The following is a 22,499-nucleotide window of genomic DNA, read 5'->3' as shown; positions in this document are numbered from 1 at the left end:
CGCAGTCACCCACGACACCCTTGTCTCGAGCTAACACTTCCTACTGCTAAGCGTGTTCGGGACTTGAACCCTATAGTCGATTGCCATGCCCGGCGCACGAACAAAAAGAGTGGAATTAATTCAATTCCACTCTAAAATTATATGAACACGCTGTATTTATTGGCAATCGATTTTGAATAAATACCGTCTTGATTTTAAGCCTTCAATAAAGCTGGTTTTTCATGATAAGTTCTCCAAAGCAACTCACCAAATAAGGTGTTAGACCATGCAAACCAGGCCCTGGTAAAATTAGCAGGATTGTCTTTATTAAAAGATTCGTGCATGAAACCTTTACCAGCATGTGTTTTACGTAAAGTATCGATGCAGTATTTAATTTCTGCATCATCTTTTGAGGTTAAGGCACGCATGGTAATGCTCATTGGCCAGATCATATCTTGCCCGGCATGCGGACCACCAATACCTTCTGCTGCTGTACCTTTAAAAAAGTAAGGATTATCTTTTGAAAGGGCGAATTTCCTTGTATTCTGGTATATGGGATCTTCTACTTTCATTGCTCCTAAATATGGTAAGCCGAGTAAACTCGGTACGTTCGAATCGTCCATCAGGTATGAACTTCCAAAACCATCAACCTCAAAAGCGTAAATTTTACCGTATTTTGGATGGTTAACTATTGCATGCTTTTGCAAGGCTGCATTAACTTCATCGGCAAGATTTAACAAATTGCTCTCCAAAGTTTTATCAGGCTGCAAAGCTTTAATCATCTCTGCTGCTTGTTTTAAGCTAGATACTGCAAAAAAGTTTGAAGGCACCAGGAAAGGGAAAATTGTGGCATCATCACTCGGACGGAAAGCAGAGCAGATTAAGCCCACCGGATTTACCGGGAAACCATAACCGGCCATTGGCAACGAATCTGTAGGTTGGGTAGTTTCTCTCTGGAAATGGTATGGACCTTTGTCTGTTTTGCGCTGCTGCTCTTTGAAAGTTTTCAAAGTTGCTTCAATTCCTTTTTTCCAATCGGCATCAAAAGGGGTTTTATCACCTGTTTTTTTCCAATAATGATAAGCTAAACGGATAGGATAACATAAAGAATCTATTTCCCATTTGCGCTCGTGTACGCCGGGCTGCATGGTGGTTTTATCTGTTTTCCATTCGCCAACTTTAGTAGCATCCCCGTAAAATGCATTGGCATAAGGATCTTTCAAAACACATTGTGTTTGATGAATGATTACCCCTGCGATTACCTTTTTAAGTGGTTCATCTTCGTTTACAAATTGCAGATAAGGCCAAACCTGTGCAGAACTATCGCGCAACCACATTGCATCAATATCACCAGTGATTACATAAGTATCTGGTCTGCCATTTTTTTCAGAATGATAAACGGTAGTATCTAGGGTATTCGGGAAACAATTTTCGAATAACCAGGCAAGCTCAGGGTTTTTTACGTTTGCCTGAAAAGTTTTGATTGCTGCATCTACAGCTTTACTCTGGAAATGTCGTTTAGCAGCAGCCACACGTACCACAGGAAATTCTGGTGCGAGATTAGCCGCAAAGGAGAATTTCGATGCGACTACGCCTGCTCCCAACAAGCCTGTGTTTTGTATAAATGTTCTTCTTTTCATTATGATGTGTTATGATAATTTGGTCAATTTTAAATAACCGAAATCCATCTGGTATTGATTATGATCAATTTAAGGATAAGATATTATTCGGTTAGCGCTTAACAAATATTATTATAATTTTTGGAACATCAAAATCATTAACAGCAATTAAACTATTCCTAAATCGATTTTCTTAAACAATACATTATAATACCTGTAAAGATCAATATGGTAAATTTAAAGGTAATAAATTAAGGCCTTATAAATAATTGTGAATTGTTATCTTTAAGCAACCAAACTAATTGCTATGAGTGCCGACAGCAGTACCCCATCAAAGCGCATATTATCCATTGACATATTGCGTGGCTTAGTTATGATCATTATGGCTTTAGACCATACCAGAGATTTCTTCCACATTGGTGCAATGATTGCTGATCCATTAAATCCTGATACCACAACCGGAATTTTGTTCTTTACCCGTTGGATAACTCATTTCTGCGCACCCACATTTGTATTTTTATCCGGATTATCCGCATACTTATCTGCCCAAAGTAAAACCCCAGCCCAAGCAAGCTCATTTTTATTGAAGCGTGGCTTATGGCTAATTGTAATAGAAATTGCATTGATTACGCTTGGTTTAACCTTTAATCCTTTTTACAATTTTATTATCCTTCAGGTAATATGGGCTATTGGCTTTAGCATGATTTTTTTGGCACTATTTAGCCGTATTTCTTATAAAATGGTTTTAATTACTGGTTTGGTATTGGTTTTTGGCCATAATCTTTTTAATGTATTCCCTGCAACAGCGGATGCCAATGGCGGTTTATTTCTGAAAGTGTTTTTTACGGCCTCAGGAACTGTAATTCCCTTATCCAATAACCATCTTATCGGCGATTTTTATGCCATACTCCCGTGGACGGGAATTATGTTTGTGGGTTATGGCATTGGCGCGTGGTACAAAAAAGACTATAATATTGACCGTAGAAAACGTAATTTATTAATAGTTGGGTCACTCACTCTTTTTACATTTATAGCATTAAGATTGATCAATTTATATGGCGATCCTGTGCCGAGAAAAGATTACCATGATCTATTTAAAAACCTGCTTGCTTTTTTTAACGTCAATAAATACCCGCCATCATTACAATATGCAACAATGACTTTGGGCCCGGCAATGCTGATTTTGGCCTTTACTGAAAAGATAAACAACTGGTTTACCAGAATCACATCTGTATATGGTGCTGTGCCATTTTTTTATTATGTGCTACACTTTTATCTGCTGCATACGCTACTAGTAATCGTATTTTTTGCCACAGGGCATACCAATAAAGAAATTGTACAAATTCCGTTCTGGTTTAGGCCGGCAACATTTGGTTTTAATCTCCCTATTGTATACCTGATATGGTTTTGTGCAGTAGCATCCCTTTATTTACCATGTAAATGGTTTAAGAAATACAAAGAAACACACAAACAGTGGTGGTTAAGCTATGTTTAAGCTTTTTTCCATTTTATGCTGCAACCAACAGCCTTAGTGGATGATATTATAGGTTTTTTACCAGCAGATAATTCGTTAACGGCATTTTTTACGTATTCGATTTTTGTTGGGCTGGCTTCTTCCGGGTCATTATCAATCGCTCCGATATATTCAATTATATTACCCTTGTCGGTTTTATTCAGCACAAAAACATGTGGCGTTCTTGAAGCACCAAATTGTTTGGTTACCAAATGGTCAGGATCTAAGAGATAAGGAAAATTAAATTTCTTTTCTGTGGCCAGCACCTGCATTTTTTGGAAACTTTCATCAGGAACAGTGCCAGCATCATTTGGATTAATCGCTATAACTGGATAACCCTTTGGCGCATAAACTTCATTTAAAGCAGCGATACGGTTTTGATAAGCTTTAGCCACAGGGCAGGTATTACAGGTAAAAACAACAATATATCCTTTTGCATCCTTGTAATCGGCCAAGGTTACCATTTTGTTATCTACATTCTTCAGCGAGAAATCTTTAACTACATCGCCCACTTTATAGCCTTCAGTTTGTGCAAATGCGAATCGTGAAATCAGCATAAATGCCATCAAAATAATTGTTTTCATTGCCATCTATTTTAAGTTTAACAAAGTATTTTTAAGTTCTGTTTCTGTAAATTCCCGCTCATAAAAACGCCTGATTTTCTTATTTACAAAAAGAGTAGCCGGAATAGCACCAGACCATTTCTTATCGATCCTTTCTATATATTGTTGTTGATCAGGCTCATTTAAAAGAAATACTTCAGCATTAATTTTATTACTTTTCACAAATGGAGTTACTTCCTTTTGCAGTTTTGATTTAAAATCTAAACTCACTAAGAGTACTTTAACCGGCTTTTTTAAATTGGCTAAACGTAATTTTTCAAAATTTGGCAATTCGGCTACACATGGCGAACACCACGTTGCCCAGAAATTGATGACATAGGTAGTATCTTTCCCGTTGGCAATGCGTTTATCCAAATCATCAAGTTTAAGCAGTTTAACCTGTGCATTAACTGAATAAGTAACTAAAGATAAGCAGATTATAAAAAATATACGCATAAAAGAATAACGAAAAATGATAGGGTTTGTTTTATTGATTGTAACCTAGAAAGCGATAGTCATTTCTACTGAGGTCACCTATTTTTCATAGGAAGCGCACTCCAGTCGAAATTACGAAAATGATTAGTTCACCGATCCTGATTTAACCAAAACCTTTTGATAGGCGGGCAACATTAAATCATCAACAATTACCCCCCTTGTGGTACTGGCATGCACAAAAAAACCGTTATTAAGGTAAACACCAACATGATCTACATCGTTACCACCGAATGAGAAAAATACCAGATCTCCCTCTTTTAAGTTATCGATATCTTTTCTTCTTACTGCATTGGCCTGATCGCGTGATATGCGTGGAAGCGTAATGCCATAAATCTCTTTCTCCAATAAAAAAGCAAAACCAGAGCAATCAATACCACTTTTATCCAGTCCGCCAAAACGGTACCTCACCCCTGTCCAATCGGTGATAAAACGGTAAAGTGGTTTACTTTTTAAATTCGCCATGGCATCGGCGGCTTTGGAAGCTTTTGTATCACTTTTAACGGTATACTTCCTTGTTCCACAAGAAGTTATAAAAATAGAGAGCACTAAAATTATAGAAAAAGAATATTTAGATTTTAGCATAATTTTTAATTCCTTGATCAACATTCACTCAACTCTTTTAATGAACTGCTGTATTCATCATTCGAATTTTTGGTTAATTTTTTATCAATCGCTGTATTTCATCCAGCTTTAATAATGCTTCTACAGGGGTTAATGCGTTAACATCTAAATTATTTAGTGTATCGCGAATCTTCACCAAAACAGGATCGTCAATAGCAAACATCTGCAACTGGTAAGCCTGATTTTGCACTTTCTTAATACTGTCTTTAATGCTTTGTCCTTCTGTACGGTCTATTTCCAGTTTCTTTAATATTTCATTTGCGCGCCCAATTAATTTGGATGGCATACCCGCCATTTTCGCTACATGTATACCAAAACTGTGCTCGCTTCCACCAGGAATCAACTTTCTTAAAAAGATTACCTTATTGGTCATTTCTTTTACTGAAACGTTAAAGTTTTTGATGCGCGGCATGGTATTGGCCAGCTCATTCAATTCGTGATAGTGGGTTGCGAAAAGTGTTTTCGGTCTGGCGGTAGGATGCTGATGTAAAAATTCTGCAATGGCCCATGCAATTGAAATTCCATCATAAGTACTGGTTCCCCTACCAATCTCATCCAATAAAATCAAACTGTCATCAGAAATATTATTTAAAATACTGGCCGTTTCGTTCATCTCAACCATAAACGTACTTTCTCCGGAAGAAATGTTATCTGAAGCCCCAACACGGGTAAAAATCTTATCTACAATACCCACTTCTGCATCTTTCGCCGGAACAAATGAGCCCATCTGCGCCATAAGCACAATTAAAGCAGTTTGCCTTAAAATAGCCGATTTACCTGCCATATTGGGACCGGTAATCATGATAATCTGCTGACTTTCGGTATCCAGGTAAACATCGTTTGTAATATACTCTTGGCCTACAGGCAATTGCTTTTCTATTACCGGGTGGCGACCACCTTTAATATCCAGAACTTTATCGGTAGTAACTTTAGGTTTATTGTAATGGTTTTTAACTGCCAATTGCGCAAAACACAATAAACAATCCAGCTGGGCAATTAAAAAGGAATCGAGTTGAATTGGCTTGATGTAATTGGCCGTTTCATACATCAGTTCGTTATATAAACGGATTTCAATAGCCTGAATTTTTTCTTCCGCCCCTAAAATCTGGTCTTCATATTCCTTAAGTTCGGGGGTAATGTATCGCTCGGCATTTACAAGGGTTTGCTTCCGGATCCAACCTTCGGGTACTTTATCTTTATGGGTATGGGTAACTTCCAGATAATAACCAAAAACATTATTAAAAGCAATTTTTAACGATGGAATACCAGTTGCTTCTGCCTCCCGTTTCTGAATCTGAACCAAGTAATCTTTACCTCCGAAAGCAATTTTACGCAAGCGGTCTAAATCTTCATCAATTCCATCCGCGATAACATTTCCTTTAATCAGTAAGGCTGGCGGCTCGGGCTGTAACTCTTTTTCAATTCTTTCTCTAATGGCCAAACATGGATTTAACTGATCAGCTATTTTGATCAGAAATGGATTTTTCGAATCAGCAGCCAGTTTTTTAACTGCTTCTATATGGTATAACGCACGTTTTAAAGCCACCAATTCTCGGGGACCAACACGTTGTAAACCTACTTTAGAAATCAGGCGTTCCAGATCCCCTATTTGTTTAATGTTATTTATAAACTCACCTTGAAGTTCTTCATGCTGTACAAAATAATCCACCATTCCTAAACGTTCCTGGATTGGTTTTAATTCTTTAAGTGGCATAATAATCCACTTTTGCAGCAAACGTGCACCCATTGGGGTACAGGTATCGTCTAAAATATCGAATAAGGTTACCGCATTATCATTTGGCGAATTCACCAGTTCGAGGTTACGAATGGTAAAACGATCTAACCACATGTAACGGTCTTCTTCGATACGGCTTATTGAGCTGATATGCTGCAAGTTGCGGTGCTCAGTTTCTCCTAAGTAATGTAAAATAACCCCGGCAGCAACAACACCGCTTTGCAAACGCTCTACACCAAAACCTTTTAAGGAAGAAACTTCAAAATGTTTCATCAGGGTTTCGTTCCCAAAATCAGTAGTAAATGGCCATTCATCCAGGCCAAAGGTGTAAAAACGATCGCCGAAGTTTTCTGTAAAAACTTGTCGCTTTGATTTCTGAAAAATAACTTCTGTAGGTTTAAATCCTTGTAAAAGTTTATCTATATAATCGCTGTTGCCCTGTGCAATTAAAAATTCACCAGTTGAGATATCTAAAAAAGAAACTCCCAATTGTGTTTTATCGAAGAAAACGCAGGCTAGGAAATTATTTGATTTTTGATTTACAATATTATCACCATAAGCTACACCAGGGGTAACCAACTCTGTTACACCACGTTTAACAATGGTTTTTGTAGTTTTTGGATCTTCGAGCTGATCACAAATGGCTACCCTTTGACCAGCCCTTACCAGTTTGGAAAGGTAGTTATCCAAAGAATGATGCGGAAAGCCAGCCAGCTCCAATGCACCGCCATTTGGGCCAGTACCCCTTCTGGTGAGTACTATACCTAAAATTTGTGCCGTTTTAATGGCATCTTCGCCAAAGGTTTCATAAAAATCGCCAACCCTAAATAGTAAAAGTGCGCCCGGATACTTCGCTTTAATTGCGTTGTATTGCTGCATTAACGGGGTTTCTTTATTCGTGTCTTTAGCCAAAATTGAAATTAATTTACAAAAGCCATAAAGATAACACGAATAAGCATTTTACAACTGTTTTGTTGAAAAGTTAAAAAAAATGCTTGTTTAACCATTTGAATTGGTTTATCGTAGGATATTACAGTTAACCGATATAAAAGATTAATAGATTAAGCAACCTTAACAATTTAAACAATTCACCTACTTGTATGTTAAACTATTATAAATTTAACCTAATTTTTTAATTATGACGATCCAACTTAATACCGACAAAAATTTAACCATCCACCAGGAATACGACGAAAAAATTCAAACTCAGCTTAATGAAGGTTTGAGTAGATATAGTGATTTGATTACACGCTTGGAGGTGCATTTATCAGATGAAAACGGAAGCAAAGAAGGATTAGACGATAAAAGATGCTTGTTGGAGGCCAGAATTTCTGGCAAAGAACCTGTTGCTGTTACCAATTTAGGCAATACTTACGATTTAGCCATTACCGGAGCATTAACAAAATTGAAAAGCGCATTGGAAAAAGTGGCTGGAAAAATGAAAAGTCACTAAATAACTATAGTACGGACGTCATTCTCTGCACAGGCGGATCTTAATGCACTAAAAGCAAACGCATTAAGATTCCCAATCAAGTTGGGAATGACGTTCTAACAAACATCAAATTCTACAACTGCTCAATATAACCCAAAAATAGATTTAATGCTTTCTTACGATCTTCTGTAACATCAAACTGAAGTTTGTTGTATAAATAATCCTCAAGATCAAAATTTGGCGTTATTGGTAGTTCATGCAAAACTTCTTTTCTATGCTCAAGTCCAAATTTTAAAGCGGCATTAAACTCTTCTTTAAATTCCTTTGAGATTTCTTTATTTGCCACCCAGGCGGCATACATAAATGGTAATCCCGTAAAGTTTTTCCATTCTTCACCCATATCATAAGCGTAAGTAAAATCGTCTTTTTTACCAAAAGTTCTATCGCCGATTAAAACGAATGCATCTGTTTTTGCAGTTGGATCTGTAGTAAACTCCACTTCCTTTTTCCAATAAAATTTCAGTAAAACTTTGGCTAAATTGTTAGATGTACGCGAATGGGCATCCAACCTCACTGTTTTAATCTCTTCTGCGGCTACATCGCTAAAAATGAATACCGAATTTACTCCCCCATCGCTTCCAATACAGTAATCGGCCACAATATTTGCATTCGGAACCAAAGGGATTGCAGCTACTGGCATTAAACCAAGATCTGCCTCACCGTTAATCACTTTGGCAGCACAATCTGAAGGAATGTCTAAACTTAAATCAATTTTATTAATAATGTCCGAATGTGTTAATCCGTATATAAAAGCTTTGGTATTGGTATAGGCAACAGCCGATATTTTAATCTTATTCAAGGTATTATATTTTGCGCTTCGCGTTTTGCAATAAGCGTATTATTCAATTACTAAGCCGTTTAAGTGAACGGCACTGTTAAATTCGAGAACAGAAAATTTCCCATCTTCGAAACCCATTTTATAAAGTACTGTATTTTGATGTGGAAATTCAGTCATTTCGCTTAAAGGTTTTCCTAGCAATAAACATAAGAAAACACGCATTGCCCTGCCGTGCATGCAAACTAAAACTGTTTTCTCTTCAGGTCTGCTCATCAATACTTCCATGGGCTGTTTTAAACGTTCGTAAACATCCTGAACACTTTCGCCACCCTCAAAATGAGCTGTATAATTGCCATCCTGCCAGCTTTGTAACATCTCACGAAAGGCATCACGTGCATCTTCAGTATTCGGCTTTCCTTCCCAAACACCCCAGGCAAGCTCATCCAGCCCAGAAAGTTTTTCCCAAGGCAAGCCCGAATCGATAAACTTCTGAACGGTTTGCCAGGTACGTTTTAAATCTGAAGTATAAATCTTCTCGAAAGGAATATCTTTATAAGTTTGATAAAAGGCTTCAGCTTGTGCTCTACCTAGATCATTTAAGTCAGAATTTATACCTCTGCCCTGTACTATGCCTTGCCTGTTAAGTTCCGTTTCGCCGTGGCGTATGATGTATATTTCCTTCATTAATAATGATTGATTTTGAATAGTTGAGTTATTAATTATTGAATTAGAGAATTTTGAATAATTTAATGGGAATTGCCTATTAAATTCAATCAATCCTTAATTCACAACAGGTAACTTATAATACTGTGGCTTTTTTTCTTCTTCAAAAACTACATTTTCGAAATCCGTAACCACATTATATAAAGTATCCCGTTCAATTGCTTTTCGCCCTACCTGTTTAATTAAATTAACCAACTCTTTAGTGCTCATAGCAGGGGTTTGTTCTTCTGCCCCGGCCATTGAATAAATTTTCGTAGTATCATCTAAAGTGCCATCAATATCATCAACGCCATAGTTTAAAGATAGCTGCGCTGTTTCACGACTGATCATTGCCCAATAGGCTTTAATGTGGTCGAAATTATCCATATAAATACGGGCAATGGCATAATTTCTTAAATCTTCAATTACTGAAGATTCAGCCACATTACTCATCTGGTTATTCTGATTTCTAAACTTCAATGGGATAAATGTCTGGAAACCACCCGTACGATCTTGCAGCTCACGCAGTTTTTCCATATGATCTACCCGATGCCAGTATTTCTCGATATGTCCGTATAGCATCGTTGCATTACTGCGCATACCAAGTTTGTGCCATTCTTCATGTATATCCAACCATTGTTGTCCGGTACATTTATCTTTGGCAATCTGCTCTCTTATTTCAGGGTGAAAAATCTCCGCTCCACCACCTGGTATCGATTCCAATCCGGCTTCTTTCATCAAACGCATACCTGTTGCATAATCGATTTTGGCTTTCTTAAAAATATAATGATACTCAACAGGTGTTAAGGCTTTAACATGTAAATCAGGACGGTGTTGCTTAATTGCGGTAAATAAAGCAGAATAAAATGCTACATCATACTGAGGAAGTACCCCACCTACAATGTGGACTTCGGTTACAGGCTCGCCATCATATTTTTTAACAATATCGAGCATTTGCTCCATGGTTAATGCCCAACCTTCCTCTTTTTGCTTGATTAAACGAGAATAAGAACAAAATTTACAGTCGTAAACGCAAAGATTTGTTGGTTCTAAGTGGAAATTACGATTAAAATATGTTTTATCGCCATGTTTTTTTTCGCGAATATAATTTGCGAGAACACCCAGGTAACCCAGTTCGGCATGCTCGTAAAGATGCACACCTTCATCAAATGTAATCCGTTCTCCGTGAAGAACTTTGTGTGCTATGTTTTGTAATTCAGTTGATAAATTGGTATCAGCTAATATTTTTTCAACTTGCTCAGTTGTATTCATTCCTGATTTATTTTGAACAAAAATACAATAATGAGCCGATTTGAAAATCATTTTCTTGTAACAAACCGCGATTTTTGAATGTTGTTCTTGATTATTAGCCACAGATAAAAATGGATAAACACAGATATTGATTGCTTTTTTAGGTGAGCTTAGCTGTAGGCGTCAATATTAGCCACGGAAAAACGGAAGTCACGGAAAAATAACAGTCAAACTCAAGTATAAATTGATATTTTCCCCACTTGATGGCAAGATATGTAAGACAAATCCTGATTCTAATTTATATCTGTGGTTAAAAAACTTAATACAAAGAGTCTAAGAAACCCCGTGTAAATCCGTGTTTCCGTGGCAATACTAAAAGATGGTAAACAAAAAAAGCACCACTTTTCAGGGGTGCTCTTATTATGTTTTTCAAAGGTAAATGTTTAAGCTACTATCTTGCAGCAGGTACAAATGTAAGTACGATGTTTGCCGTTTTACCACCAAATTCAATTGGAGATTTTAAGATCATTTGTGTGCTAGAAAGATCAGTTAATACCAAACGATAACCTTCTGTCACATTTTTAGCTTTATCTCCTTCAAATATTTTCTTGAACTGGAAAGTCTGGTCTTTAGGTGCTGCCGACCAGAAAATGGTTTGCATTACCGAACCACATGCACTTGATGCAGGTAAAGTGTAAGAACCATTACCGCTATTGGTTAAATTCCAGGTACTTCCCTGAAAACATTTGTATGATTTTTCTCCAAATAATCCTTGAACAGCACCATCTGGTAAACCTTCCAAAGCAACATTACTCACTACCCACTCACGAACAACAGTACCCCTGCTACCTGTTACACCTGCAGTTACTCTTTTTGCGGTATTACAGCTTTGTAACATTACTAAAGTAGAACATGCTATTGCGATAGCTATAAATAATCTTTTCATTTTTGTTTAATTTAATTTTCGTCAAACTTTATACATAAATCTTGCCAAAACAATTTCGAACCTTAAATTAGCACCAAATTATTAAATTGTATTCCAATAATATTTCGATAAACATAAATCATCATGAAACCCGAAACCCTTGCTATTCACGCTTCTAATCTAGTAAAAAGTACCACAGGTGATGTAACGCCCCCAATTAATCTGTCAACAACTTTTTTTCGTGGAGAAGATGGCGGTTATCCCGGCGGGCACATGTATAGCAGGGTAAGTAACCCAAACCGGTCTGCTTTAGAAAACACTGTGGCTAAATTAGAGTATGGCGAAGATGCAGCAGCTTTTTCTTCTGGTAACACCTGCGGTTTGGCCATGTTCCAAGCACTGAAACCAGGTAGTCATATTATTGCACCCGATGATATGTACTGGGGAATTAAAAAACAGTTATTAACCATTTTTAATGATAGCCTGGAATTCGATTTTGTAGATCAAACTGATTTAAATCTGATACAATCGAGCATTAAAACCAATACCAAACTGATCTGGATTGAAACACCATCAAATCCGTTATTAAAAGTAACTGATATTGAAGCAATTGGTAATATAGCCAAATCAAATCACATTACATTGGTTTGCGATAGCACTTTTGCCTCTCCAATTTTGCAAAACCCGATTTTATTAGGCGCCGACATTGTGATGCACAGCAGCACTAAATACCTTGGTGGCCATAGTGATGTGCTTGGTGGAATTTTAATTACGGCAAAAAAAGATGAGTTATGGGAGAGAATAAAAAATATTCAACAAACTGGTGGGGCTGTTCCTTCTCCTTTTGATTGTTTTTTATTAACCAGGAGCATTAAAACCCTGGCTTATCGCATGAAAGGCCATTGCGAAAATGGAAAAATTGTAGCCGATTATTTAAATAACCATCCAAAAGTTGAGGCTGTTTTTTATCCAGGACTTGAAAGCCACCCACAGCACGAAATTGCTAAAAAACAAATGAAAGATTTTAGCGGAATGATGTCGTTTTTGGTTAAAGGAGATGTTGAAGCTGCCCGTGAGGTGGTAAACAAAGTTCAATTATTTGCTCAGGCAACCAGTTTAGGTGGCGTGGAGAGTTTAATAGAACACCGCTATTCAGTAGAAGGACCAGATAGTAAAACCCCTAAAAATTTACTTCGAATTTCTGTAGGCCTAGAGCATGTAGATGATATTATAGCCGATTTAGCGCAGGCACTGGGTTAATTTAATTAAACCACGCAGGTTTTAAAACCTGCGTGGTCTTAAAAGTTACTTCGGATTACAAACCGTAGTCAACTTTAACGAATAGTTTGCTTCCAATGGTTCGTTAGTTTGTGCCAAACGTTGAGAACCTGTATTGGCAGGACAGGCAATATCTCCAGCTGCATCGTAAATTAATTTGGTTCCATTCGCTAACACTTCTTTCGGTACGTATACCTGTACTTTGGTAATTGAGTATCCTGAAGGAAAATAACGTACATAATAACCATCAGGGTGTTTCGTCCAGATGCCACTTGGCACATCACTTCTTGGCGGAGCCATCCCCGCAACAATTGCATATTTTTCCAGATCCGCATAGGTATAATTTCCGGAAGCAACCAATTGGCGGATGTTATTTTCAGCTTCAAAAACCGCTTTTACACCCGATGGCAATTGATCTTTTGCTTTTTCCATCACATCAAATGGCAAAACGCCCAGTGCACCACCTTCCAGCTGAGTAAGCTGTTTTGGTGTTAATAATTTAATTGCAGTTAATTTCACCTGACCGTTATAATCAGCAAATTTAGTTCTTGCAATTATTGTCCATAATAAAGCCTGGATATCGTGTTGCTCCACATCTGGATGTTTTTCAGCACTTTTTAAAATAGATACTACAATTTCCTCTTTCGGGCCTAAAACAGGCGCAAACATATAACCATCTCCTTTTGATGGAGCAAAAGTTCCTGCTTTTAAGCAATAACTTTTATTGGTCATTTCGTAAAGGCCTTCACATAGTACAAATCCTCCATCAGGATTTTTCGGCAATAGATATAAAGGTTGTGCTTTTAAATTTAAAGTGGTGATAAAATCCGGCAGTTTTTCGCCCGCTCTGTTTACATCTTCAAAACTAGTGGTAATGGCTGCTGATTGTTTCAAAAACCTATCTACACCTAAAGCCTTAGCACCCTGGGCAGTGCCTACTTTTAATAATTTATCTTTTAAACCTCCGAATTGAGCGCGTACATTGTTTAAGCTTCCTATGGCAAATAGTAGCACTAAACATAGGGATTTTGTATTTTTCATCATGATTAAATTTAGATAGGTAACACAAACTTAGAATTTTAAGCGTTAATTTTATATTAAAAGTTTTAAGCCAATAATTTAGCACAAAATACATGCCTCATTTTCAGAAAGTTAACTTAAATTCGGAATTTTATTTTGTGAATTAAAATTAAATTCAGACATTTGAAATATTATTTGGCGGAAATCTAAATAAAAGTCAATCTTCGCAGGTTGATTTATAAAGAAGTGGCGAGAGACTGGCTCGACGACCCACTGGCAACCCTCAGAGAGAGAAGGTGCCAATTCCTGACCGGATAACAAGGTGTTATTTGGAGATATAAATTAGAACTGATGAAAACATTAAATCTTCAATCGCTAAGCGAGCCCATTGCAAACCTGAAAAAGTCAGAAAAAAATTCTATTTCTTTTATTTGTTGCAACATGCGTAAGGTTACTTGTATGTGCTGTTGCATACAGTAGTTTAAAAATCTTCCTTTTTTGTTTCATTCAAACTGGAAGGTCCCGGGAAATCGGGATACGCCCTGTTAGGTTAATATTAGGCTAAGCCTATACCTGTAGCTCATCAATCAACATTAAAAAAAAGAAATTATGTCAACTTCATATAAATTTGAAACCTTACAATTACATGCTGGTCAGGAAATAGATCCAACAACAGGTTCCAGAGCAGTACCTATTTACCAAACCACATCGTATGGGTTTAAAAATGCAGAACATGGCGCAAACCTATTTGCATTAAAAGAGTTCGGAAATATCTACACCAGGATTATGAATCCAACAAATGATGTTTTCGAAAAACGTATCGCTGCATTAGAAGGTGGCGTTGCAGCACTAGCGGTAGCATCTGGTCAGGCGGCTCAGTTTATTGCATTAAACAATATTTTAGAAGCCGGAGATAGCATCGTTTCCTCTTCTCATATTTATGGCGGAACATACAACCAATTTAAAGTAGCATTTAAAAGATTAGGCATACATGTTGATTTTGCCAATCCGGATGTGCCTGAAGAATTTGAAAATAAAATTACGGATAAAACCAAAGCGATCTACCTCGAAACCATAGGCAACCCTGCATTTAGTATCCCCGATTTTGAAAAAATTGCTTCAATTGCTAAAAAATACGACCTTCCTTTGGTTGTAGACAATACTTTTGGCGCAGGTGGTTATCTATTTAAACCATTAGAACATGGCGCAAACATTGTTGTAGAATCTGCAACCAAGTGGATTGGTGGTCATGGTACAAGTATTGGAGGTGTTATTATTGATGGTGGAAACTACAATTGGGGCAACGGGAAATTTAAGCAGTTCTCAGAACCTGCTGAAGGATACCATGGACTGGTTTTCAGCGATGTTTTTGGCATCGGTGGACCATTTGGCAACATTCAGTTTATCATCCGTGCAAGGGTTGAGGGATTAAGAGATCTTGGCCCTGCCCTATCACCTTTTAATTCTTTTCTTTTGTTGCAGGGATTAGAAACGCTATCGCTTCGCGTTCAACGCCATGTAGATAATGCATTGGAATTGGCCACCTGGTTAGAAAATCATCCGCTGGTTAAAGAAGTTCAATATCCGGGCTTAGCGAGTAGTAAATACAACAATCTGGCTAAAAAATATTTAAGCAATGGTTTTGGCGCAGTTTTATCTTTTGAGTTGGCCGGAAGCAAAGAAAACGCGACACAGGTTATTGATAATTTAAAACTGGTATCTCACCTGGCAAATGTGGGCGATGCGAAAACGCTTATTATTCAGCCATCAGCAACCACCCATCAACAGTTAAGTGAAACAGAACAGCTGGAGGCAGGCGTAAAACCAAACGCATTGAGGGTTTCGGTCGGTATTGAGCATATAGATGATATTAAAGCCGATTTCGAACAGGCATTCGCTAGTATCAATAATTTGACTACTACAGCTCATTTACAAGCTTAACCCAACCCTGCTTAAGGGATTTAAAACAACAACATTACAAAATGCATAACGCTAAAAATGATAATACTCCAAAATCTTCTTCGGGAAATTTAGGTGCTACATATAATTACAATAAACAATTCAAATTAGAAAGCGGCAAAAAAATCCGCAACCTTCAGATTGCTTATCAAACTTATGGCAAATTAAATGCGAATAAGGATAACGTGATCTGGGTTTGCCATGCACTTACAGCCAATGCAGATGTTTTTGAATGGTGGGAAGGCCTGTTTGGCGGCAACGCTTTATTTAATCCGGAAGATCATTATATCGTTTGCGCCAATGTTTTGGGTTCGCATTATGGAAGTACAAATCCATTAAGTACAAATCCTGTAAATGGACTGCCCTATTACTTATCCTTTCCACAATTTACGATAAGAGATTTAGTATCAGCTCATCAATTATTGGCTGCGCATTTGGGTATTGATTACATTAAACTGTTGATCGGTGGTTCTTTAGGTGGGCAACAAGCTGTTGAATGGAGTATTTCTGAACCTGGCAAAATTGAAAACCTGATCTTGATAGCAACTAATGCTGCACATTCACCTTGGGGAATTGCTTTTAACGAAAGTCAGCGTTTGGCCATTACAACCGACAGAACTTTTTATGCCAACCAGCCAAACGGAGGCAGCAAAGGTTTAAAAACTGCACGTAGTATTGCGCTTTTGAGTTATAGAACGTACAGTGCTTATGGCAGTACTCAAGTAGAAAGCGTAAACGATAAAACCGATAATTTCAGGTCTTCTTCTTACCAGAATTATCAGGGAGAAAAGCTGATTAACCGCTTTAATGCATATAGTTATTATTATTTAACTAAAGCTATGGACAGTCATAATGTAGGCCGAAACCGCAAAAGCATTGCTGAGGCTTTAAAACTAATTACGGCAAATACGCTGGTAATAGGAATAGAAAATGATGTTTTGTTTCCACTATCCGAACAAAAATATTTAGCTGATCATATTGATGGTGCAGAATTTATCGCATTGCATTCTGATTATGGACATGACGGGTTTCTAATTGAAACCGATGCGCTTACCAATGTAATCGGGAATTTCATTAAAGAAAGCCGTAATAAAAAGATAATCAAATTACAGCATACGGCTTAAAAAGCTAGAAGGTTGAGGGTGTAAAGATTGAAGGTTAAATACCAGATGCCACAAGTTAAAACAAATCACAAAATAAAAGCAGTTAGTGTGGGGATAAACCATCTATCTGCGTAATCATAAATACAATAATGAGTAAGAATTTAAAAATCGGTTTATTTGGTTTCGGAGTTGTAGGACAAGGTTTATTGGATATTATCCAAAGCCAGAACCTGAATTTGGAGATTATTAAAATTGCGATAAAAGATCCAAGAAAGAAACGTACCCTAAATAAAGATCTGTTTACTACCGATCGTAACGAAATACTGAACAATACAGAGATCAATACAATTGTAGAGTTGATCAATGATGCTGATGCAGCTTACGAAATTGTAACTACAGCCTTAAAAAACGGCAAAAATGTAGTATCGGCCAATAAAAAAATGATTGCTACACATTTGAAAGAACTTGTTGATTTACAGCAGGAACATGGTACATCTTTATTATATGAAGGAGCTGTTTGTGGTAGTATTCCGATTATTCGAAACCTGGAAGAATATTACGACAATGAGCTTTTCCATGCTTTAAGCGGCATTTTTAATGGATCATCCAATTACATTTTATCGAAAATATTTAACGAAAACCAAAGTTATGATTCTGCTTTAAAAGAAGCACAGGATTTAGGTTTCGCCGAAACAGATCCAATCCTCGATGTAGGAGGCTACGATCCGAAATACAAATTGGCTATCGCTACAGCGCACGCCTATGGATTATTTGTAAATCCTGATTTTATATTGAACATCGGAATACAGAATCTTTCTCAATACGACATTAAATATGCACGTGAGAAGAATTTTAAAATCAAATTAGTTCCTACAGCACGTAAAGTGAACACAAAGGACATAGTGACGTATGTATTGCCAAAACTAGTAGCTAAAGATGATTTTCTATACAATGTAGAAAATGAATACAACGCGGTTGCGGTTCAGGCTGCTTTTGCAGATAAACAGTTTTTTTATGGTAAAGGTGCTGGCGGCCATCCAACTGGCGCAGCTGTACTTTCGGATATTGCAGCATTACGCTATGATTACCGTTATGAATATAAAAAGTACCATTCGGAAAATGGTGTAAAACATACCGAAGAAATTTTATTGGAAATCTATTTGCGTTATGCAGATGAAGATTTGATTACGCTATTGGAATTTGATACAATAAGCGAACGTTATGCTGCGAGCAGCTATAAATATGTGGTTGGAACCGTTAAGCTTGAAAGCTTAATTAAAAACCGCGACTTGCTTTTGGATAAATCTGTTTTTGTGGCATATACCGGCAGGCAGATTTACAAACAAGAGCAATTAAGTGAAAATGTTTTTGCCCGGGAGCTGGCAAGCCTATAATTTATTTTAGGGTTATTTTTTTTTATTTGTTTTGTTGTTAAGTACAAAGGTCGGAGCGATTCCGACCTTTTGCGTTTATTTGAAATTTTCTAAAATGCGTTGCTTATCTTCGTTTTGTTTGTCGTTTTTATGGTAAAGCTCTATAAAAACAATCTTTTTTTCTTCGGCGAAGTAGGCATATATTAACCTCAAGCCAGAATTTACACCCCGGCCTTTTAAAGATTTACAAGCCATCCGTTTTATTTTAATAACACAGGTTTGAATACCCAAATTATCTATGGTAAAACTAAATGGTGGCTGCTGACTTGGCCTGACATTTATAATTGCCTTAACCATTTCTAAGTCGTCGTTTAATGTTCTATATTTTTTTAATAAAAACTTTAAATCTCTATTAAATTCATTGAGCGAATTGAAGTGCATAATTTAATTATCATCTTCATCATACACCCTAACAGAATATGGCAGTTCCCGGTAAAAGGCCAATTCGTAACTAATATCTTTGCCTTCTTCTGTAACTTCCCAAGGTAAATCTTTATGTGAATAATCACTTATCGCCGTGGCAGACCAATCACTCATTTGTTCGATCACTTTATCAATAACATCCTTCTCACTTGCTTTAAGTACAGTTAAATCTGCTTTTTCCAAGGGTAAGTAACGTTTCTGTGGATAGCCCTTAAACTCCGTTTTAATCCTTTGGAGCATATTGGCCTCAATCATTTGGTTTATAACTGCATCTAGTTTTTGAGGAACCGGGCCATAAGGTAATTTTTTATACTTTGCTCCTGTTAAGTGCTCTTCATATAACTCATAGTAATTAAAATCAGAGAAATAAAGCAATTTATAAAGTACAGTTTCACCAACATTAGGCTTGCCTGCGCAACGCTCTAAAATATAAAGCAAAACATTTTTGAATTTATTTACATTAAGGGTTGGAACAGAAATACGTTCCTCAATAACATCTTCGTTTGGCTCTTCAGATAAATTTAAATCCTGGGAGTTCAGAAAATCTTTAGCCATAAAACCATCAAGAGAAAAGCCCAACACCATCGATAATTTCTGCATTTCGCTCAGGCTTACCACTCTATTGCCCAATTCTATCTGAGTTAATGATGATCTTGAAATGGCGATACTCTTAGCCAAATCTTCTTGAGAAAAGCCTTTATTTAATCGAAGTTTAGCAATTCTTTCTCCGATTTCTTTTTTTGATAATTCGTATCCCATACCCAAAGATACAAATGTTTTAATATAAAACAATATAATGATAGATTACAGAACAACGCAATCAACCCCATAAATTGTTTATTATTCCCATTACAGAGAACCTGATATTAAACAACAGGAACCGAATTAATTTCTATTTAATTTTGATATATTTTTCAATAATCACCCGGTCAACCCCTGCTTTTTCTACTTTTTCAATACCTTTTTGAATCAGCGTATCTTGATGAACGGCCAGTTTAAATTTAAAGGTTTTGCCTTCCCAGTTTTTATCTTTATAATATTCAAGGCGTTCGGTATAATCATCCTTGTTTAAGGTAAATGTTCCCCCTCCAGCATCAAAACTACTCGTGTCTTTAGGGTTAATGCTATGTCTTAAAAATGCGAAATGTGTATTGTTGAACATTTTGATCATTTTTAAGTCGCCTGAATAATCGGTGGTCTGGCTTTTTCCATTTTCGATGGTTGTAGCAGAAAATAACTGCCAGGTACCTTGAATATCAGGATTCTCTTTTTTGCTATTATCATTATTGGCACAAGAGGCAAATGTAAGCACAGCAAGTAACATTACAATATTTAATCTCATAAATATAATTATTTGGTTATGGTATCCTAAAAATTATCCCCTCCCAGCCATCTTAATTAATTTGTGCGCAAGATCTTTCCCCAAATAGCCATCAATAACAGTATGCACCACATACAATATTGGTGTCATTAAAATGGCTACCACAAATTTATAGGTATAATTAACCAATCCAATTGCCGCAACCATCTGCCAACTGTAATGGTATTGCGGGTTTAAGTAAAACGCAATAAAAATCACCACAAAACTGTCAATTAGCTGCGAAACCAGCGTTGATCCTGTTGCGCGCAACCACAAGGCACGTTCTCCGGTAATTTTTTTTATCCGGTGGAAAATGAGCACATCTGCCAACTGTCCGATTATAAATGCAGTGATTGAACCTACAATAATCCACATTCCCTGTCCGAAAATGCCCACAAAGGCATTGTTCATATTTAAATCTTCACCATTGATTTTTTGATGCACCCAAAAATCGGCAGCACTCAAATGCATTGATCCCCATACGACCAAAAAAGCAAAAGCAATTAAAATCGAAGTCATAATGGAGAGGAAACGGACTTGTTTTACGCCAAAATATTCATTTATTATATCTGTCATGATAAAAATGATGGGCCAGGTTAATACGCCTGCCGACATCACAAATGACAAATTGGGCACCCCCAACAGATTGATATCGAACTTTTTAATTCCAAGTGTTTCTTCAACACTAAACAACTTAACCCCGATAAATTCTGATAATATAGCATTTGCCACAAAAAAGCTTCCCAGAATGAGGAGCAAACGGCTTTCTTTCGTTTTAAAAGTCATAGACTATAAATCTAGAAATAAATAGCCTATTTAGTATATTGATTAGCGTATTTTTAAAAGAGATAACACAAAGATTACGCACATATCAGCTATTTTGACTAAAAATATGATTTTTACAATCATTCGACCTTAAAAATAGGTTAACCAATTAAATCTCGCAATCTTTGCGCCTTCAAAACCGGTAATTTTCATGGCTAAAAAACAACACTTCTATCTTATACTCATTTTAGGTTCATTGGCAGCACTTGGCCCTTTCTCAATTGACATGTACCTACCTGGTTTTGTTGATATTGCAAAAGATTTAAAAAGCACAGAATCTACTGTAGCACTCTCCTTATCGAGCTTTTTTATCGGAATTTCTGCCGGGCAGTTATTGTATGGTCCGCTATTGGATAAATTTGGCCGAAAAAAACCATTATACTTTGGTTTGGCCCTTTATATTCTTGCTTCCTTTTTATGCCTGGCTGTAACAGATGTAAACCAACTGATTGTTTTACGTTTTGTACAGGCTATTGGGAGTTGTGCAACTGCTGTGGCATCTGTAGCGATGGTACGGGATCTTTTTTCTGTTGAGGAAAGCCCAAAAGTGTTTGCTTCGTTAATGCTGGTTATTGCTGTTTCGCCAATGCTGGCCCCAACGGCTGGCGGCTATTTAATTTCGGCCTTAGGTTGGAAATATGTGTTTGTATTTTTAGGATTAATGGCCATTTTGATGCTTTTCGCATCTATTTTTAAATTGCCAGAAAGTTATAAACCTGATCCGAACTATTCTTTAAAGCCAAAGCCAATTTTAACCAATTTCTTAACGGTTTTAAAAGAACCTCAATTTTACACTTATGCCTTAATCAGTTCGATTACATTTTCAGGGTTATTTGCTTATGTATCTTCTTCGCCTCAGGTTTTTATGAAGATATATGAAGTAAGCAAAACGGGTTACGGGTGGATTTTTGCATTGCTTTCTGTTTCTTTTATTGGATCGAGCCAGGTAAACAGCTTAATATTGAGGTGGTTTACTAGCAAAAAAATTGTAAGCTATGCGCTTATTGCACAGTGTATTTTTAGCCTTATATTTTTGATATTTGCTTTAAACAACTGGTTAAATTTATACTCAACCATTGGCTTTATTGCTTTATTTCTAGCCTGTTTAGGTTTAATCAATCCAAATGCTGCCGCTTTATCACTTGCACCATTTACCAAAAATGCAGGAAGTGCCTCAGCATTAATGGGTGCCCTGCAAATGGGCCTGGGTGCTTTAGCATCTGTAATGGTAAGTTTATTCAGCGAACATTCTGTTGTGCCTATGCCATTGGTAATGACGGCTGCTGCATTTATTGCTTTAGGTTGTTTATTAATCGGCAAAAGATTTATCACCACTGAAGTAGAAGCATCTGCTGATTCGGCTGTTGTTGCGCATTAATTTTTTAA

21 protein-coding genes and 1 riboswitch are annotated in these 22,499 nt (G+C 36.9%); of the genes, 7 read left to right on the top strand and 14 right to left on the bottom strand.

Features of this window, described 5'->3' with window-relative positions; genetic code table 11:
- Positions 1 to 194: 194 nt before the first annotated feature.
- Positions 195 to 1,619: a glycoside hydrolase family 125 protein gene (locus ASE74_RS09720; protein ID WP_055907841.1), complete on the bottom strand. Its 1,425-nt coding sequence runs from the start codon at positions 1,617 to 1,619 to the stop codon at positions 195 to 197.
- 286 nt (positions 1,620 to 1,905) lie between these two features.
- Here ASE74_RS09720 and ASE74_RS09715 point away from each other — a divergent pair, with 286 nt between their 5' ends.
- Positions 1,906 to 3,093, top strand: coding sequence for a DUF1624 domain-containing protein (locus tag ASE74_RS09715; protein ID WP_055907839.1), 1,188 nt, complete (start codon positions 1,906 to 1,908; stop codon positions 3,091 to 3,093).
- On the opposite strand, the gene ASE74_RS09710 is transcribed toward ASE74_RS09715, so the two are convergent.
- The 4 genes from ASE74_RS09710 to mutS all read right to left on the bottom strand — a co-directional run bounded on the left by ASE74_RS09710 (position 3,090) and on the right by mutS (position 7,476).
- On the bottom strand, positions 3,090 to 3,695 hold the full coding sequence (locus ASE74_RS09710; RefSeq protein WP_055907857.1) for a thioredoxin family protein: 606 nt from the start codon (positions 3,693 to 3,695) through the stop codon (positions 3,090 to 3,092). The genes ASE74_RS09715 and ASE74_RS09710 overlap by 4 nt on opposite strands.
- Before the next feature lie 6 nt (positions 3,696 to 3,701).
- Positions 3,702 to 4,169, bottom strand: a complete 468-nt coding sequence (locus tag ASE74_RS09705) for a TlpA disulfide reductase family protein (RefSeq protein WP_055907836.1) — start codon at positions 4,167 to 4,169, stop codon at positions 3,702 to 3,704.
- 123 nt (positions 4,170 to 4,292) lie between these two features.
- A complete protein-coding gene (locus ASE74_RS09700; RefSeq protein WP_082458727.1) occupies positions 4,293 to 4,790 on the bottom strand; it encodes a C40 family peptidase in 498 nt (165 codons plus the stop codon).
- A gap of 73 nt (positions 4,791 to 4,863) precedes the next feature.
- On the bottom strand, positions 4,864 to 7,476 hold the full coding sequence (gene mutS, locus ASE74_RS09695) for a DNA mismatch repair protein MutS (RefSeq protein WP_055907832.1): 2,613 nt from the start codon (positions 7,474 to 7,476) through the stop codon (positions 4,864 to 4,866).
- Positions 7,477 to 7,702: 226 nt separating this feature from the next.
- On the opposite strand from mutS, the gene ASE74_RS09690 reads away from it, so the two are divergent.
- Positions 7,703 to 8,017 carry an HPF/RaiA family ribosome-associated protein gene (locus tag ASE74_RS09690; RefSeq protein WP_055907827.1) on the top strand — a complete coding sequence of 105 codons (315 nt, stop codon included), beginning with the start codon at positions 7,703 to 7,705 and terminating at the stop codon, positions 8,015 to 8,017.
- A gap of 112 nt (positions 8,018 to 8,129) precedes the next feature.
- Here the strand turns inward: ASE74_RS09690 and ASE74_RS09685 are convergent, their stop codons facing one another.
- The 4 genes from ASE74_RS09685 to ASE74_RS09670 all read right to left on the bottom strand — a co-directional run bounded on the left by ASE74_RS09685 (position 8,130) and on the right by ASE74_RS09670 (position 11,733).
- A complete protein-coding gene (locus tag ASE74_RS09685) occupies positions 8,130 to 8,855 on the bottom strand; it encodes a menaquinone biosynthetic enzyme MqnA/MqnD family protein (RefSeq protein WP_055907826.1) in 726 nt (241 codons plus the stop codon).
- Positions 8,856 to 8,894: 39 nt separating this feature from the next.
- Positions 8,895 to 9,518 carry a histidine phosphatase family protein gene (locus ASE74_RS09680; RefSeq protein ID WP_055907823.1) on the bottom strand — a complete coding sequence of 208 codons (624 nt, stop codon included), beginning with the start codon at positions 9,516 to 9,518 and terminating at the stop codon, positions 8,895 to 8,897.
- Between the two features lie 96 nt (positions 9,519 to 9,614).
- A complete protein-coding gene (gene mqnE / locus ASE74_RS09675; RefSeq protein ID WP_055907853.1) occupies positions 9,615 to 10,808 on the bottom strand; it encodes an aminofutalosine synthase MqnE in 1,194 nt (397 codons plus the stop codon).
- 430 nt (positions 10,809 to 11,238) lie between these two features.
- On the bottom strand, positions 11,239 to 11,733 hold the full coding sequence (locus tag ASE74_RS09670) for a hypothetical protein (RefSeq protein ID WP_055907819.1): 495 nt from the start codon (positions 11,731 to 11,733) through the stop codon (positions 11,239 to 11,241).
- Between the two features lie 123 nt (positions 11,734 to 11,856).
- Between ASE74_RS09670 and ASE74_RS09665 the strand changes: the two genes are divergently transcribed.
- Positions 11,857 to 12,972, top strand: coding sequence for a PLP-dependent aspartate aminotransferase family protein (locus ASE74_RS09665; RefSeq protein WP_055907816.1), 1,116 nt, complete (start codon positions 11,857 to 11,859; stop codon positions 12,970 to 12,972).
- 45 nt (positions 12,973 to 13,017) lie between these two features.
- On the opposite strand, the gene ASE74_RS09660 is transcribed toward ASE74_RS09665, so the two are convergent.
- Positions 13,018 to 14,034 (bottom strand): hypothetical protein, encoded by a 1,017-nt coding sequence (locus ASE74_RS09660; protein ID WP_157255396.1) that lies wholly within the window; start codon positions 14,032 to 14,034, stop codon positions 13,018 to 13,020.
- A gap of 209 nt (positions 14,035 to 14,243) precedes the next feature.
- Positions 14,244 to 14,354, top strand: a riboswitch (SAM riboswitch).
- A 265-nt stretch (positions 14,355 to 14,619) separates the two neighbouring features.
- On the opposite strand from ASE74_RS09660, the gene ASE74_RS09655 reads away from it, so the two are divergent.
- From ASE74_RS09655 to ASE74_RS09645, 3 genes are all read left to right on the top strand, one after another.
- Complete coding sequence (locus ASE74_RS09655) at positions 14,620 to 15,951, top strand: O-acetylhomoserine aminocarboxypropyltransferase/cysteine synthase family protein (protein ID WP_055907809.1); 1,332 nt, start codon at positions 14,620 to 14,622, stop codon at positions 15,949 to 15,951.
- A 41-nt stretch (positions 15,952 to 15,992) separates the two neighbouring features.
- The gene (gene metX / locus ASE74_RS09650) at positions 15,993 to 17,093 is read left to right on the top strand and encodes a homoserine O-acetyltransferase (protein ID WP_055907804.1); all 1,101 of its coding nucleotides are present in this window, start codon (positions 15,993 to 15,995) and stop codon (positions 17,091 to 17,093) included.
- Between the two features lie 128 nt (positions 17,094 to 17,221).
- On the top strand, positions 17,222 to 18,466 hold the full coding sequence (locus ASE74_RS09645; protein ID WP_055907801.1) for a homoserine dehydrogenase: 1,245 nt from the start codon (positions 17,222 to 17,224) through the stop codon (positions 18,464 to 18,466).
- A 75-nt stretch (positions 18,467 to 18,541) separates the two neighbouring features.
- Here ASE74_RS09645 and ASE74_RS09640 read toward each other — a convergent pair whose 3' ends face one another.
- From ASE74_RS09640 to ASE74_RS09625, 4 genes are all read right to left on the bottom strand, one after another.
- On the bottom strand, positions 18,542 to 18,886 hold the full coding sequence (locus tag ASE74_RS09640; protein ID WP_055907798.1) for a hypothetical protein: 345 nt from the start codon (positions 18,884 to 18,886) through the stop codon (positions 18,542 to 18,544).
- 3 nt (positions 18,887 to 18,889) lie between these two features.
- The gene (locus tag ASE74_RS09635) at positions 18,890 to 19,687 is read right to left on the bottom strand and encodes a type II toxin-antitoxin system antitoxin SocA domain-containing protein (RefSeq protein ID WP_157255395.1); all 798 of its coding nucleotides are present in this window, start codon (positions 19,685 to 19,687) and stop codon (positions 18,890 to 18,892) included.
- A gap of 133 nt (positions 19,688 to 19,820) precedes the next feature.
- The gene (locus tag ASE74_RS09630) at positions 19,821 to 20,270 is read right to left on the bottom strand and encodes a hypothetical protein (RefSeq protein WP_055907792.1); all 450 of its coding nucleotides are present in this window, start codon (positions 20,268 to 20,270) and stop codon (positions 19,821 to 19,823) included.
- A gap of 33 nt (positions 20,271 to 20,303) precedes the next feature.
- Complete coding sequence (locus ASE74_RS09625; RefSeq protein ID WP_055907789.1) at positions 20,304 to 21,074, bottom strand: queuosine precursor transporter; 771 nt, start codon at positions 21,072 to 21,074, stop codon at positions 20,304 to 20,306.
- 190 nt (positions 21,075 to 21,264) lie between these two features.
- On the opposite strand from ASE74_RS09625, the gene ASE74_RS09620 reads away from it, so the two are divergent.
- On the top strand, positions 21,265 to 22,491 hold the full coding sequence (locus ASE74_RS09620; protein ID WP_055907786.1) for a multidrug effflux MFS transporter: 1,227 nt from the start codon (positions 21,265 to 21,267) through the stop codon (positions 22,489 to 22,491).
- Positions 22,492 to 22,499: the final 8 nt, after the last annotated feature.

It is taken from the genome of Pedobacter sp. Leaf216, assembly GCF_001421515.1.
In the GTDB taxonomy this organism is placed as follows: Bacteria; Bacteroidota; Bacteroidia; order Sphingobacteriales; family Sphingobacteriaceae; genus Pedobacter.
Note: the sequence above shows the minus strand (reverse complement) of the source record. Positions and strands in the feature narration are given on the sequence as shown.

Bases quoted from the DNA above. Each gene is read 5' to 3' on its own strand.
- ASE74_RS09720 (WP_055907841.1), bottom strand. From the start codon at position 1,619: ATGAAAAGAAGAACATTTATACAAAACACAGGCTTGTTGGGAGCAGGC.
- ASE74_RS09630 (WP_055907792.1), bottom strand. From the start codon at position 20,270: ATGAGATTAAATATTGTAATGTTACTTGCTGTGCTTACATTTGCCTCT.
- ASE74_RS09640 (WP_055907798.1), bottom strand. From the start codon at position 18,886: ATGCACTTCAATTCGCTCAATGAATTTAATAGAGATTTAAAGTTTTTA.
- ASE74_RS09715 (WP_055907839.1), top strand. From the start codon at position 1,906: ATGAGTGCCGACAGCAGTACCCCATCAAAGCGCATATTATCCATTGAC.
- ASE74_RS09635 (WP_157255395.1), bottom strand. From the start codon at position 19,687: ATGGGATACGAATTATCAAAAAAAGAAATCGGAGAAAGAATTGCTAAA.
- ASE74_RS09660 (WP_157255396.1), bottom strand. From the start codon at position 14,034: ATGATGAAAAATACAAAATCCCTATGTTTAGTGCTACTATTTGCCATA.
- ASE74_RS09705 (WP_055907836.1), bottom strand. From the start codon at position 4,169: ATGCGTATATTTTTTATAATCTGCTTATCTTTAGTTACTTATTCAGTT.
- ASE74_RS09670 (WP_055907819.1), bottom strand. From the start codon at position 11,733: ATGAAAAGATTATTTATAGCTATCGCAATAGCATGTTCTACTTTAGTA.
- ASE74_RS09665 (WP_055907816.1), top strand. From the start codon at position 11,857: ATGAAACCCGAAACCCTTGCTATTCACGCTTCTAATCTAGTAAAAAGT.
- ASE74_RS09690 (WP_055907827.1), top strand. From the start codon at position 7,703: ATGACGATCCAACTTAATACCGACAAAAATTTAACCATCCACCAGGAA.
- metX (WP_055907804.1), top strand. From the start codon at position 15,993: ATGCATAACGCTAAAAATGATAATACTCCAAAATCTTCTTCGGGAAAT.
- ASE74_RS09700 (WP_082458727.1), bottom strand. From the start codon at position 4,790: ATGCTAAAATCTAAATATTCTTTTTCTATAATTTTAGTGCTCTCTATT.
- ASE74_RS09620 (WP_055907786.1), top strand. From the start codon at position 21,265: ATGGCTAAAAAACAACACTTCTATCTTATACTCATTTTAGGTTCATTG.
- ASE74_RS09655 (WP_055907809.1), top strand. From the start codon at position 14,620: ATGTCAACTTCATATAAATTTGAAACCTTACAATTACATGCTGGTCAG.
- mqnE (WP_055907853.1), bottom strand. From the start codon at position 10,808: ATGAATACAACTGAGCAAGTTGAAAAAATATTAGCTGATACCAATTTA.
- ASE74_RS09680 (WP_055907823.1), bottom strand. From the start codon at position 9,518: ATGAAGGAAATATACATCATACGCCACGGCGAAACGGAACTTAACAGG.
- ASE74_RS09645 (WP_055907801.1), top strand. From the start codon at position 17,222: ATGAGTAAGAATTTAAAAATCGGTTTATTTGGTTTCGGAGTTGTAGGA.
- ASE74_RS09625 (WP_055907789.1), bottom strand. From the start codon at position 21,074: ATGACTTTTAAAACGAAAGAAAGCCGTTTGCTCCTCATTCTGGGAAGC.
- ASE74_RS09710 (WP_055907857.1), bottom strand. From the start codon at position 3,695: ATGAAAACAATTATTTTGATGGCATTTATGCTGATTTCACGATTCGCA.